We start from the raw sequence: 13,712 nt of genomic DNA on the forward strand, positions 1-13,712 counted from the left end.
AAGACACCTCCGGGTGTGTTTTTATTTGCATTCATTCCAAAACTTAATGAATAATCCTGAAACAACTACAGCGATTATGAGTAAAAATAATCCTCTTAGAATTTCCATCTGATTAAACCTTTCAACTTTTGAATATCTTCTTTAGTAAAATCAGTCAGATTCAAGATAATATTCTCAATAGTTCTATATTTCATAAATAGATAGCTGGTCATAGAACTAACAAGTGCTACTAAAATTGTCCAATTCATTAATGCCTCAAATGTCATGTTTTTGTCCCTCCTTCTTAGGAATATTCTTTTTTGAGGAATGATTTGTTATAATTAGTCAGCATTCTATTTTGAAAGGAGCTGATGGCTCTTGGAAGGAATGTTGACTTAAACTGTGTCTCCAATATTCTTATATCCAGTTTTCGTGTTACTTCCGCACGCACCGATGGCTAGCATCGTAAAAATAGGAAAATAACAGTTTCATCGTTATTCAGGATGGTGGATAGAGGATGTTTTAATCGCAGTGCTGGACGACGATACCAGTAAAGGATTAGAAATATACCATCCTATATTTGAAGACTTTAAAAATTTCGCAGCATACTTGGTGGATGGACCTTGTATGCTTTTTTTATTTAAAAATTCTATTCAAATCAACCTCTGGAAATTCTTTTTTAATTTTTTTAATTAATTTGAACCCTGGATTGACAAAATTATTTTCAAGTTTCACATAATGTGAATACGAGATGTTTAATATCTTTGCCATATCTCTTTGATTCATTCCAGATTTATTCCGTAATTCTTTTAAAATCTCCATGAATTCGTACCTGCTTCCACACATTTTTAATTTTTATTTATTAAAAACGAACTCATCAATTTCTTTCTTGCTATAAACCAAAAACCCATTAACGTTATGAGCTTTTAGATCCTTGAAATATTTATCAAAAGTATTATTTGAAACTCCTAGATATTCACAGGTTTCCTTTTTATTAAGAAACTTCTTATCCATACCAGCGTCAAACCTAGCCTTTTGAACGGCATCAGTTACTACTGAATATACTTGTGAACCAAGTTCTTCTTTTTGCTTGTCTGAGAACAATACTTCAAATGCCATAGCTACACCTCAATGTCTAATTGTTCTATTTGAGGAACAATTCCATGTTTCTTCAATTCTTTGTACAAACCAAGTCGTCCTTTTTGAGTCCATTTAGTTTGTAATGCTGATCCTTTACCTGTGGCATTCTTAGCATTCCTATAAGGAACCGTTTTGGATTGTGTCCACCCTTTATCCTGATATTTGGCATACAGGAACCAAGTGCCACTTTGTGGATACTGAATTTTCAATTCATAAAGTAATTTATTAAAAGTTTTTCCACTATATCCATAATCCTTAGCGATGGCTGTAATATTCATTAAAGATGGATTAGATAAAACTTGATCATAATAAGTAGCCTTTGGTTTTAACTCATTCACTTGCTGCTCAGCAATTAATCTTCCATTCCGTTCAGTTTTCAACTGAGTTGCCAACTTAATTAAATAATCTGGATCGGTCAAGGTTTTTTCAATCGCCGAATCTGTCAAATAAGCTCCATGCTTTCTAATAGTGGGTAGAACTTCTTTTGTTACCCAATCCTGGAATTTTTCGGCTGTTGCATTGTTAGCCTTAATAGCTAACTTATAGAATTGTGGTTCAGTAATGAAATCATTCGTGCCCACAAGTGGGCATGATAAATATTTTCTAACTCGATCCCAACGTACAACCGTGTTACCACTAGGTGCTAAGTGACTAATTCCCAGCCCAATTGCTGCTTTTTCAGCATCAAATTCAATGTCACCATTCTCATTCGTTCTTACCGGCAACTTGATATCACCATTACTAAATTCCTGCAGCATACTCATTTCTTCACCTTCTTTTTTAATCATCAAATAAATTATCAAGTCGTTTTTGATAGAGTTTCAAAAACAAACGTTTAATTTGAATATAATCATTCCTAGCCTCATTCCAATCTTCATATGAAAGATTCTTATTGAGAGTTTCTCCCATAATTGCCAGTGTCAATTTTCTTATCAAATCATGAATTCCATTTGAATACGGACCATTGTTTATTAAACGTTTTCTTTCAAAAGAGCCATCATAATTAAAGGTTTGATGTTTTGAAAAAGTTGATCCACCATAACTAGCTAAATTATTTATTCTTGAGAAACCGTACTTTTCATTAATTAATCTGATATCTGAACTGTCTATAGCAGAATTCCTGAACAATAATGTTGCCGTTGAAGGCTTAGCCGTAATTAATGCTTTAGCATTCCCAGACATCAAACTTTGTAGTTCACTTCTAGTTAATGTGATTAATTCTTCTTCCAAAATGGCTTCTCCTATACTCTTTTCGTCTTTTTAAACTTACTATCTATTACCTGTTCTTTCTTAAACGCCACGTACTCCACAGCGTTTTTCCATCTCTCGTTATCAAGAGCAGTTGCTGTTAGTCCTCTACCTTTAATCATCTTATTTACCAGATGAGACATCTGGCTTTTACTTAGGCCAAGGAATAATCCAACTTCAGTCTGATTCAAATGAGCTTGTTTTAGTTCTACTTCCCATTCCCATTTGTCACTCATAAACTCACCTCCTATTTTTTATAAATAGTTGTTAAACCAAGTTGACTTAATACCAATTTAGTACTAATATGATACACATAAATAGGCGTAACAAAACAAGCAGATTCCTATTCCTTAAGCCTGCCAGCTCATTAGGATTTTTGCTTTAATTTCTTGTACGCTGTTTAACAACTTGGTACGTGTATTAATATAGTACTTATTTAGTACTGCGTCAACAAAGCATAGTACTTTTTCGATACTTTTTTTCACGTACACCTAGGAGTATTGATATGACGCTATATGAACGTGTTAAAACCTTAGCCAAAGAACGCGGTTATAATTTAACTGAATTAGCTGAAGCAGCACATATTGGCAAAAAAAGTATATATACATGGAAACCTTCAAAGACGTATCCAAATGGTGTAACACCCAGCCGAGAGGTCTTAGAAAAAATTGGTAAAGTTCTAAATCTAACTGTTGAGGAAATTCTTGATACTGAAAACAATACCGTTCAAGATAAAGCAACAGATAATAGTATTGATCTTGAAAAAGAAATTGCAAAAGGACGCACTGTTCGCTGGGAAGGTCGAGAAATACCACCTGAAGAATGGGAAATGTTTCGTAGAATCATGGAGGGTGGCAAATAGATAATATGGGGAATCAAAAAAAAATGGTAGTTGGCTCATGGATCCAGTTATAACTTACTTATTAAATTTTGCTTATGATCATCATATAGGATACACATTAATTCATAACTACAATTCAGAGTGGCCTTCTTTTGCCTCTCCAGATGACAATATGATTCTTATTAATATGGATTGGCACAGAAAGAATGACATTCCACTAATAATTGCTCATGAAATCGGTCATATGTTGGATGAAGATGCTTGTTACTTATATGATGAATCTACTCCAGCACAAATTAAATCTGAAAATCGTGCAAATATAAGAGCAATTGACTTATTACTCGGTTACTGTAAAGAAAACGATATTGAATTCGACAACTACATTACCTTCTTACAACAATTTAATATTCCACTCAAATATGAAATCGTTGTTAGGGATAAAATGATAGCCTAGATATAAAGTCCAAATCCTGATTGACAAAAAAAGCTGAAATATGTGTTATTGGGGAGGAACTTATTTATGAAAAATCGAGATGAGAACAATAAAGCTAAACCGTTTTATACCAAATGGTGGATTTATGTAATATTAGTAGCAATACTTGTATTAGGAGGATTCGGAATTAAATCATATGTTAACTATCGCCATTGGTCTGCACCATACTACAACCAAACTGGTAGTCATGTTTTACTTTCAGATAAAGTCGATAAATTAAACGATGATCAAAAAGAGGCTTTTTATGGTATGGCTAAATCCGCCATTCAAAGTAAAGATTCAAAAATCAGCTTTGATAATCTTAATGATAAGGGATTATATGTAGAAAAAATGAACAAGAAAAAAACATATCATATAGAATATGTGTGTCAAAGTGATCTTATTTTAAAAATGAATTTCAGAACTAGTATGAATATTACTTTGAATAAAAATTCTCTTAAGGAAGATTCAAGTTTTAACTTCTATGATTATAAATCAGATTTAACTAACTTTACTACTGGTTCCAACTAAACCATTTTAGAAACAGAGGGAAAAACATGCAGTATCTTATATATGCAATTATTTTGGTTTTATTATTTATGTTACTTCAGGCCATCTGGCCTGTACTTCTTGCATTAGCTATCGGGTATGGAATATATCGTTTTATTAGATACAGAATGAAGGAGAAATACTTTCAAAGTCCAGAGTTTTTAGATCATAAGGCTAAAATTGATTCCACAATTAATGATTATAATGAAATAGCTAATTATGTTCAGAGCATACCAAATGATAATCAATTTATTCCAGATAATGCTAAGAGCAAATATTCTGATTTGGCAACTTTTGAAAATACTAGTAGACAAGATTACAAACGGGATAAAAATGAAAAACATTTAAACAGCAATAATGTATATTCAGCTTCACTTCAAGTCGTTAGAAATGCATCTGAGCAGCCTATCAAATATCTTTGTAAATATTTTGACATTCCCGCTAAAGATGAAAGTTTGAATCAGCTTGAGGAAATAGATACTAATATTTCAAGAATGGAAAATACTGTTAATAACTTAAAAGAACGAGAACAAGAAATTCAAAATGGCTTCAATCCACCTAAATTTATTCTTAAATATTATAGAAAAGAATTACTTGATAAAACCGGTATGCAGGTTCCTGAGATTAATATTAACTATGCAACATACACATTCGAGTATGTAAGTGCTGGCGGTAATAGTTCTCAAAAATCCACAATAACCTTTGACAGTAGAACCGTAGAAGCAGTGGAAGAATACATATCTAGCAGAATCAAATATAATAAATCTGCAAAAGCACAAAGATCACTAATGACTAACTCTTTGAGAAATTCAATCAAAGAAAGAGATAACTATACTTGTCAAATGTGTGGTGCATCAATTGCCCAACAAAGTCTCCTTCTACTAGAGGTTGATCACATAATGCCTGTCGCAAAGGGTGGCTTAACAACACCTGACAATTTACAAACACTTTGTTGGAAGTGCAATAGATCCAAATCTGACAAAATCATTGCTTAATTGAAAACTTTATATAAATGAGTCTAATTAGTAGGCTTATTTATTTTTACCAAAATTGAAAGAAGGTGATAAAATTCATAGACCTCTCTTAAACCTGCTTCCACACGCTTAGGAGAAATTATGGCTAAAAAAGATGAAAGAATTAAAAAATATACAAAAAAAGACGGATCAACCGCCTATATGTTTTGAAGTGCTTCATAATTGTTAGACAAGAAATCTAACAGTTATGGAGTACTTTTTTTATATGGTTAAATACGGCTCAAAATTAAAAGCAGAGATTGTTGGTGAATACCTTCAAGGAGAAAACAGCATGCGTCATCTTGCGGAGAAACATAATATATCCAAACGACAAGTTATTTTTTGGATTCAAAAGTACCGTTTAAGCGGTGCAGACGCGCTTAAACAAAAAAGGACTAAAAGAAATTTCACGGCTGAATTCAAAATTGATGTGATAAACTACTACCAAACTCATGATGAAACTTTAGCCGAAGTGTCCGCAAAATTTGATGTTAATTCATGTCAGATAAGCTTTTGGAGGACGGCTTTCAACCAGTATGGTATAGAAGCCTTGAAGTCTCATCCGAAAGGTAGGAAATCTAAGTTGAAACATGATAAAAAGAAGTTACGTAAATTGGTAAATAAGAACGAGGTAGATCGACTTCGTGAAGAGCTAGCAAAGAAAAATCAGGAATTGTACGATACAAAGCCGGAGAATAACATCTTAAAAAAATCAATGACCCTGTTCGGGACCTCAAAGGGCGAAAAAAACGCAAATAGTGGATCAGATCAGGGTCGAACAAGAGTCCCTTCCCCAAAAAAGAACGATATAAAATCGATGAAATCCTTAGGGCTATTGGTCTTAAGAAAGCTGCGTATCATGATGAACGTAAGCGCATCAAAAATCATCTAGATAAGTATAAAGACATCAAAGTAGAAATATTGAAAATTGCATAAAGAGGCAGATTGCGCAGACGTCTAACCTTCGGTTATAGACGTATAGGTGACGAACTAGCCAAGTTGAATATCCATCGCTTAATGGGCGAATTAGGAGTTCAAGTGAGTCTTTATAATCAACATAAGAACGAAGAACGGAAAGTACTCTTCATATAAAGGTACTGTCGGAAAAGTAGTTCCCAATGTTTTAAAACAAAAATTTGATGAAACTGTACCCTTCAAAATTCTACACACTGATGTTACACAAGTCCGCTTAGCAGATACTAAATGGGCTTATATCTCTGCAATAACAGATGAGGCAAGTAAAGAAGTTCTAGCCTTTCAAATGAGTAATAGTCCTAATAGTGAATTGATTATGGATACCCTAAATGAACTCATAGTGATTCTTCCAGAAGAAGCAATGCCAACAATTCATTCTGATCAGGGCTGTTATTACCGAATAGAATATTATATTGATAAACTCTCTGAAAATGATTTTGTACAAAGTATGTCTCGCAAGGGAAATTGTCTAGATAATGCTCCAGTTGAAAATTTCTTCCATCTCTACAGAACAAAATGTCTTAATGGATTTCCGCCTTGCGAAAATATTGAAGAACCTCAAGAAATTTCAAAAGAATACATCAAATGGTCTAATGATCAAAGAGTTTCAAGAAAAACAAAAGGCATGACTCCCCGTGAATACAGGGAGCATGCCTTGGTAGCTTAAAAATTATTTAATTTTATCTAACTTTTGTGTTGCACTTCAGTTCGAGCATCCCTCTTTTTTGTGTCTGTATTTTATCACACTATATAATATAACGTAATGTTTAGAGCAATCAATTAGAGGATATCCTATATTTTAGATCCACTCGTTACAAAGAACATAAAAATGCTATTTATTTATGGTATGAAATGCAATCACATCCCACCTAACTTTCAAATAAAATCTCACCCATTCCAAAATAATCCAACTAAAAACCAAACTAATGAAGTATTGGCATCACAATCTGAGTCCACAAAGCAGAAATAGGCATAATAACTATCATTATCGGTATCATATCAGCGGTAGGAAACATTTTGATCTTGGTGATCCGAAATCCACTAGCTAGCATCAATACCCCACCGGCTGCTTTAAAATCGAGAATCATATTTGGTGTGGTCAATGGTACAACTACATGGGCTAAAAAAAAGATAATCATCAAAATCACAAATTGGGGAACAGCTATCAGTGACACTACGGCTCCTAAACTGGCACCGAAAATAAAGGCACAAAAAAAGTCCAAAATAGATTTAGAAATCAAGATGGTCGCATCCCCACTGATTCCTTCAGTCAAAGTACCGTAAATTCCCGTTCCACTGGCACAAAACAACACAATAATGGTCACCAAGGTCGTATCAAATAACTCTTGATCCATTTTATTGGGCACGCTTAAGAAATGTGAGATCAATCGTTGCATCCACTGTGCTCCGTGTGTAATTGCCTGGCCAAAGTGACAGATTATTCCCAACCCTGTCCCGATAATAACTGCAAAAATAACGGCCGCCAAATTTTTTAAAGGAGCGATTGCGTATATCCCCATTGCAATTGAACAAATACTAAAGGCCATATTCAAACCATCCTTGAATTGATCCGACATTTTTTGTCCACCCAGGGCACCTGCAATTCCTCCAAAAAAAATAGCAAGCACATTTATTACTACACCAATTGGCATCTTTAAAACTCCTAACATAAAAAATAACTTCAGATAATATTTTAATTGCCAAAAAGCGTCAGAACAATTCAGTTTTAGTGTTAAACTATTCAGATTATGAATAGTTAGGGGCAAAGTATGGATACTAGGAAATTAGCTATTTTCAATGATTTAGCCGAAACTCAAAATTACAGTCGAACAGCCGAGCGTATGTTTTTAACTCAATCAACGGTTTCAAAACATATCATGTCGCTTGAAAAAGAATGGAACGTTAAATTATTTATCAGAGTTCATCGGCAAGTCAAACTTACTAGTGCTGGCAAACTGCTTTTACCTAAAGTGAAGAAACTTTTACAACAATCAAATGATTTACAACAGCTGATTGATGACCAAATTTGGCTCACCGAACGGCCGTTAATTATTCAAGGCTTATCATCACTTCCACAATACCAAGCCTTTAAGATGATTGCTAAATTTACTCAGCAATATCCTCGAATCAAATTGAAGTTTAGTGAAAATAATGTTGATCAATTAGAACATGCTCTTGATCAAAAAAATGTTGATATAGTTTTTACTAGAATTTTTAATAATAAATATCCGGACTATAATGTATTGCCAAATGAAACTGACCAAACTGTTGCTTTAATACATCAAGACAATCTTTTATCTCAAGCAAACTCACTTGAAATTGAACAATTGAAAAGTCAAAACATTTTAATCTTCAGTGACAATTTCAGTAAGGTTAATCCACTTTATCAAAAGCTTCAATCATTAATTTTCCAACCGAAAATTACCTACAGAGGCCAAAATATGAATTTAATTTTAGAAATGGTCAATCAAAATCAAGGTATCTCCATCGTTTCAAAAGAGTCTGTTGATCTCACTAATTACCCTCAAATTAAAGTAGTCACACTAAAACCTCAATCCGAGAGTAAATTGGTCTTCATGAAACAAAAAGACAATGATTCGGCGGTCGTATCCTTATTCTGGAAATTCATAACCGAACAAACTAACAATTATTTCCATAAATAAAAAAATTCCACGTTTAAATTACGTGAAATTTTCTAAAGAATCTTTTTTTAAATCACTAACTACACTGATTTTTTACTACTAGCTAATTCGTTTCTTCCTCGTCTAAAGATAAAGTATGAACCTGCTAGAACGGCAATTGCTGCTAAATACATCACATCATACGAACTATACATGATCAAGACTCCACCTAACAGAGGACCCATCGCTCTAGCAAATGTAGCTGCCATATTGATGATACTTTGATAGCGTCCGGCCTCTTCATTGGGGGTCGATTCACCAATCAGAGCGGGAATGCCTGGATAAACTAACATTTCACCCAACGTCAGGACCACCATCCCGATTGCAAAGGCAAAATATTTGGTAGCACCGATGATTGACACAAAAGCAATAATAAAAAATGCGACTCCCACAGGTACTTGAATTTTTTTAAACCAGGCTTTATTTTCAGCCAAATGATTTATCAATGGTAGGAAGATCACAATTACGATTGCATTGATCGTCCACAACAAACTATACATACTGACAGGAATACCTAAATGGGTCAAGTGAGCGGAAATATTACTACTCCATTGTGAATATGATATCCAAGTCGTTCCTAAAAATATTGCAATCAAAGCCGTCCCCGGTTTTAATTTTGTTTTTACGGGATGGCTTTTTTTAGTTCTTCGACTGGGAACCACATTGCGATTGCCATAAGTAAAGACTGATAAGACAAAAAATAGTCCTAGAAAAACAAAATTAGCAATAAAAACCCAAGTCATTTGGATGCCCGCAATATAACCACTCAAAGCTGTGCCAATTCCATTGCCTAAATTAGTCCCCACGTAGATGGCATTGAATAATTTATATTTATCAACTTCATCAATCTGTGCCCCAAAGGAATTGATCACCGTATAGGCACTTCCCACTCCAAAGCCTAAAATTGGCAAAAGGATTGGATAGGCAGGCCAACCATGATTGAAGATTAATCCAATCAAGGCCAACAAACCTATTAAGGTACTGACAATAACCGTTTTATGTCCACCAATACGATCGAAAAGTTTTCCACCGGCATAATTACCTAAAAAGGTCAGAATCGAATTGAAAAACAGGACCGTCCCCGCCACAGCTAAGGATTTGTGCAAATAATCATGGATAAAAATCGTATTGATCGGCCAAATAAAGCTTGCTCCAACCGATTCCAAAAAAGCTCCAAAAATTAAAACTTGTGCATTAACTTTTTTCATGATCATTCCCCCCATTTCAAAAAAAGACCGCCAGCTCACGCCGTCGATCAAAATAATCTGTGAAAAGTCTATCATTTTAAAAATCTTTGTCAATTGAGGCTTTATTTAACTACGGTCAAATCATGCAAAGTTTTATTATCAGGTGATTTTAATTGCAGCCAACTGTTGGTGCCAGCAAAATACAAAAACGTACCAACTTCATTCACACTTCTCAAGGTTACATCTTCGATTAAACGTGAATTTTCGATGGCAGCTGCATGTTCGTCACGCAACCGCAATCCAAATTTACCCGCAAAACCAATCACACCTGCTTTCGTCAAAGGTGCATTTTCTACTAATGTTGCACCTTTTTTGATTACAAACTCATTTCGCTTCTTCCAATAAACTATTGCTTGACTGCCTTTGTAATCAATTGAAAATGGCTGATCAACCAATTTAGGGTCGAACTTGTGACGTGGTTTTGCTGCCGTTCTCTTGGTCTGCTTTGCTAGTTGTAACCCAAAGGCTTGCAGTAAAGGTAAAATAGTACGCCAATATTTTTGAAACTTTTTCATTGAGGCTGGTGAGACTGACATTGAATAGCCAACATTCATTTCATATCCTGCTTTATCCATCTCCAAAGTCAAGAAATAAAAGAATTCTGCCGGAACAATTGTTTCTGGAACTATCAATTCCAAATAAATATTCTTTCCCGCCGCATCATTTTCGATACTGCCAAAACTCAACCCTACCACACGTTGCCGATTCAAAATAATAAAAATAGATTCAGATTCTATTTGCTTAGGTTCATTAGCATGATATCTAACGATTCCATTACCAGCTAATTTTAAAGTAATAGTTTCTTTTGAAAAGTCCCCCGTCAAATTTGTATTCATTATTTTGCCTTTCAAAATATATTTATTGATTAGATTCTAACATATCTTTTTCGTGGTTACGGAATTAAAAGTAACCAAGTATTTCATTTTTATAAATATTATAATATTTATATACAAAATATCTAATTTAATCAATTATATATATTTTTTTATACAGTTTTATGGCATTAAGCCAACATTATATAAAAATATTTTCGTAAAATGGAATATTTGAGTTATATATCCAATTTATAATAATGGTAGATTGTGATAAGTGTATCGGAGAGGAAAAATTATGAACAAATTTAAAAAATTTGGAGTTTTTATTATCAGTTTTCTGGTAGTTCTCTTCAGCTGGTTGTCCTTATCAGGATCAATAATTAAAGCTGAAACGAACTACAGTAATTACTTTCAAGATGGAATTAGTAACTGGAAACGCATGGGTTCAGCTGCAACTTTACCAACTTCACAAACTGGTAGTATTCTGGTCAAAAAAGGAGCAACGTCTGCCAGCGATATTACGCTAGATTATACTTTTGGTGGGGCTCAAAACAATTCTGGTAAAGTTGTTAAAGGTATGGACAGTAACTTTTTAAAACCAACCGAAGGTTTAACTTCAGCATCTCAAAATATGGTTTATTCCAAAATGAATATCTTTATGAATAATGCTGGTAATTACTATGGCGCAGTATTCCAAGGAAAAAGTAGCGACCAAACTGAAATGCTTCGCCAGGCATCTAGTTCATCTCCAGACTTTCTAATTACACCTGCAAACTATACTGGTAAAATTTCATCGCGTGAGTTCGCACTATTAGGTTACTCAGCCAATAATAACGGAAATATCGGGTTAACCAATAAGCAATACTACGTCGGCACGGACGATAATGGCAATCCTGCTTATAAGATTGTTGGTGAATTTACACGTGAGGCCGAATCCAGTAGTGGAAATCAAGCATATCATATGTATGCTGAAATTTTATTGCGTCCATCACCTTCTAACGCAGCTTTTGTACAACGTGAACTTTATCTATACAATCCCGGTCAAACAACTCAAACGTTTCAGACTTGGTTCGGAGAAGATACTGCTTTAGGATCAGCTGCTGGTTCAAATGATTTAATCGTTCCACATGCAATTGGTGGCGGAATCGGTCTCTATATTGGTAATAATCCTGGTAAGTTAATGGTCACTAACGTGACAAATGATGGCTTTACTGATTTTACAGGCCATACCTTTAATAACACGGATTGGTCATCTGGATTTACAAACGGTGTTGGTCAAGCTAGTGCCGCTGCTGATGCCGCGTTAACTACTACCCTAACTGATACGGCTTATACTCTAAAATGGCCTTCAACCAGTTTGGCCGCTGGTAAACAAGCCCACTTTTCATCAACAATGGGACTTACATACGTTCCTTACGCATTAGTTATTCCCAAAAAAGAATACACTAACCAGACAGCTGCTGATCGCAAAGATACTACAAACCGTATTGGCGATAAATTAAATTTCTCATTGAAACTAACTAACTATGGTCAAGACGGTTCGCTTCCAACTAGTTGGCTTTACACTAAAATGGAAGATACGATCCCTAATGGATTGGATCTTGATACAAAATCAATCAAGGTTGACGGTGTAGATGCGACGAGTGCTTCAACTTACGATCCGACAACTCGACTCTTAACTGTTGATATGAAGAAAGTTTCTGTCGGTGCAAATAAGACTTCAACAATAACTTACAACGCTACAATTGATAACAGTGCCAATACTTTATCCTCAATCACAAATACTGCCTACTTCTATGGTCGTGATGCTAATGCTGGTACAACGACTGATACTAAATATAATGCACAAGTAACTATCCCGATCACCAAGACTAATTTTTACCCCACACTAACCAAACTCGTCAAAAACGAATCAGACGGTACTAACGCCCAGTATGCTTCTAGTGCCGACGCCAAATATGGTGATATTCTTGACTATCAAGTTAAATATAACTTAGGTGCTGGCAGTGATTCGATGAAAGATGGCGCTACTTTGAGTGATGACTTACCAAGTGGTCTTCAATTAGTACCAGGGAGTGTCAATTACAGTGCTGACAATGGATCTGACCATTTAACTAATGGTGACAGTCTAAGAAGCTTCAACTTAGGGGCAATGAGTGCTAACCAAACGGCCACCTTAACTTTCAAAGCTAAAGTCAATGCTTCAGTAGCCGGTGTCATCACTAATACTGCTACCGCGACTGGAATTAAAACTAACTCGCTCTCGATTGGCGATTTAACTTCTCAAGCCAATGTCTCTGTTTCAAACGTCAATGCCTTTTTAAGCGTTCCTGACATTGATTTTGGTCAAACTAATATGTATGGCAGTGAAAAGGTCTTAAAAAATGTCGCTACTAACGGCGGCTTACAAATAATGCATCCCTCAACCAATGATTTTTCAGTCAATGTTTCTTATGACAATAACAATGATGATACTAAAATGAAATCTGGTAGCGATACCTTAACTGATGACGGTTCGGGCTTACTATTTATCAGACAAAGAACCTCTTCGCCTGATGATCCCGGTTCGTTCACTCCTATCTCTGCTAGCGGTACTCCTATTCAAACTGCTTTGTTCAAGGGTGGTTCGGATCAACCAACTGGCCTATAAGGATATGTCGGTGTCGGCGATTGGAAGATCAAACTTGCTGCTAATACGAAAGTAGGATCTTATAAAGGTACCTTGACCTGGACGATGGTTGATTCACCAAAT

At 34.9% G+C, this 13,712-nt stretch carries 17 protein-coding genes; 8 read left to right on the top strand and 9 right to left on the bottom strand.

Annotation, left to right across the window (positions count from 1 at the left end):
* Positions 1–95 precede the first annotated feature (95 nt).
* The 6 genes from ACG72T_RS10425 to ACG72T_RS10450 all read right to left on the bottom strand — a co-directional run bounded on the left by ACG72T_RS10425 (position 96) and on the right by ACG72T_RS10450 (position 2,603).
* The gene (locus ACG72T_RS10425; RefSeq protein ID WP_395266158.1) at positions 96–266 is read right to left on the bottom strand and encodes a hypothetical protein; all 171 of its coding nucleotides are present in this window, start codon (positions 264–266) and stop codon (positions 96–98) included.
* A gap of 349 nt (positions 267–615) precedes the next feature.
* The gene (locus tag ACG72T_RS10430) at positions 616–801 is read right to left on the bottom strand and encodes a helix-turn-helix domain-containing protein (protein WP_395266159.1); all 186 of its coding nucleotides are present in this window, start codon (positions 799–801) and stop codon (positions 616–618) included.
* A 33-nt stretch (positions 802–834) separates the two neighbouring features.
* The gene (locus tag ACG72T_RS10435) at positions 835–1,098 is read right to left on the bottom strand and encodes a helix-turn-helix domain-containing protein (protein ID WP_395266160.1); all 264 of its coding nucleotides are present in this window, start codon (positions 1,096–1,098) and stop codon (positions 835–837) included.
* Between the two features lie 2 nt (positions 1,099–1,100).
* Positions 1,101–1,883, bottom strand: a complete 783-nt coding sequence (locus ACG72T_RS10440) for a phage antirepressor (protein ID WP_395266161.1) — start codon at positions 1,881–1,883, stop codon at positions 1,101–1,103.
* Between the two features lie 16 nt (positions 1,884–1,899).
* The gene (locus tag ACG72T_RS10445; protein WP_395266162.1) at positions 1,900–2,349 is read right to left on the bottom strand and encodes a hypothetical protein; all 450 of its coding nucleotides are present in this window, start codon (positions 2,347–2,349) and stop codon (positions 1,900–1,902) included.
* A gap of 11 nt (positions 2,350–2,360) precedes the next feature.
* Positions 2,361–2,603 carry a hypothetical protein gene (locus ACG72T_RS10450; protein WP_395266163.1) on the bottom strand — a complete coding sequence of 81 codons (243 nt, stop codon included), beginning with the start codon at positions 2,601–2,603 and terminating at the stop codon, positions 2,361–2,363.
* Between the two features lie 269 nt (positions 2,604–2,872).
* Here ACG72T_RS10450 and ACG72T_RS10455 point away from each other — a divergent pair, with 269 nt between their 5' ends.
* The 6 genes from ACG72T_RS10455 to ACG72T_RS10480 all read left to right on the top strand — a co-directional run bounded on the left by ACG72T_RS10455 (position 2,873) and on the right by ACG72T_RS10480 (position 6,884).
* A complete protein-coding gene (locus ACG72T_RS10455) occupies positions 2,873–3,229 on the top strand; it encodes a helix-turn-helix domain-containing protein (RefSeq protein ID WP_395266164.1) in 357 nt (118 codons plus the stop codon).
* 37 nt (positions 3,230–3,266) lie between these two features.
* Positions 3,267–3,662 carry an ImmA/IrrE family metallo-endopeptidase gene (locus ACG72T_RS10460; RefSeq protein WP_395266165.1) on the top strand — a complete coding sequence of 132 codons (396 nt, stop codon included), beginning with the start codon at positions 3,267–3,269 and terminating at the stop codon, positions 3,660–3,662.
* Positions 3,663–3,728: 66 nt separating this feature from the next.
* Positions 3,729–4,211, top strand: a complete 483-nt coding sequence (locus tag ACG72T_RS10465) for a hypothetical protein (RefSeq protein ID WP_395266166.1) — start codon at positions 3,729–3,731, stop codon at positions 4,209–4,211.
* A 26-nt stretch (positions 4,212–4,237) separates the two neighbouring features.
* The gene (locus tag ACG72T_RS10470; RefSeq protein ID WP_395266167.1) at positions 4,238–5,224 is read left to right on the top strand and encodes an HNH endonuclease; all 987 of its coding nucleotides are present in this window, start codon (positions 4,238–4,240) and stop codon (positions 5,222–5,224) included.
* Positions 5,225–5,468: 244 nt separating this feature from the next.
* Positions 5,469–6,134: a transposase gene (locus ACG72T_RS10475; RefSeq protein ID WP_395266168.1), complete on the top strand. Its 666-nt coding sequence runs from the start codon at positions 5,469–5,471 to the stop codon at positions 6,132–6,134.
* Positions 6,135–6,299: 165 nt separating this feature from the next.
* Positions 6,300–6,884, top strand: coding sequence for an IS3 family transposase (locus tag ACG72T_RS10480; RefSeq protein WP_395266224.1), 585 nt, complete (start codon positions 6,300–6,302; stop codon positions 6,882–6,884).
* Between the two features lie 256 nt (positions 6,885–7,140).
* On the opposite strand, the gene ACG72T_RS10485 is transcribed toward ACG72T_RS10480, so the two are convergent.
* A complete protein-coding gene (locus ACG72T_RS10485) occupies positions 7,141–7,869 on the bottom strand; it encodes a DUF554 domain-containing protein (protein WP_395266169.1) in 729 nt (242 codons plus the stop codon).
* A gap of 117 nt (positions 7,870–7,986) precedes the next feature.
* Here ACG72T_RS10485 and ACG72T_RS10490 point away from each other — a divergent pair, with 117 nt between their 5' ends.
* Positions 7,987–8,880 carry a LysR family transcriptional regulator gene (locus ACG72T_RS10490; RefSeq protein ID WP_395266170.1) on the top strand — a complete coding sequence of 298 codons (894 nt, stop codon included), beginning with the start codon at positions 7,987–7,989 and terminating at the stop codon, positions 8,878–8,880.
* A gap of 59 nt (positions 8,881–8,939) precedes the next feature.
* On the opposite strand, the gene ACG72T_RS10495 is transcribed toward ACG72T_RS10490, so the two are convergent.
* Both ACG72T_RS10495 and ACG72T_RS10500 read right to left on the bottom strand, forming a co-directional pair.
* Positions 8,940–10,106 (bottom strand): MFS transporter, encoded by a 1,167-nt coding sequence (locus ACG72T_RS10495; RefSeq protein ID WP_395266171.1) that lies wholly within the window; start codon positions 10,104–10,106, stop codon positions 8,940–8,942.
* Positions 10,107–10,207: 101 nt separating this feature from the next.
* Positions 10,208–10,981, bottom strand: coding sequence for a hypothetical protein (locus ACG72T_RS10500; protein ID WP_395266172.1), 774 nt, complete (start codon positions 10,979–10,981; stop codon positions 10,208–10,210).
* Positions 10,982–11,255: 274 nt separating this feature from the next.
* Here ACG72T_RS10500 and ACG72T_RS10505 point away from each other — a divergent pair, with 274 nt between their 5' ends.
* Positions 11,256–13,610, top strand: a complete 2,355-nt coding sequence (locus ACG72T_RS10505) for an isopeptide-forming domain-containing fimbrial protein (protein ID WP_395266173.1) — start codon at positions 11,256–11,258, stop codon at positions 13,608–13,610.
* The last annotated feature ends 102 nt before the right edge of the window (positions 13,611–13,712 follow it).

The organism is Companilactobacillus sp. FL22-1 (assembly GCF_043951805.1).
Taxonomy (GTDB): Bacteria; Bacillota; Bacilli; order Lactobacillales; family Lactobacillaceae; genus Companilactobacillus.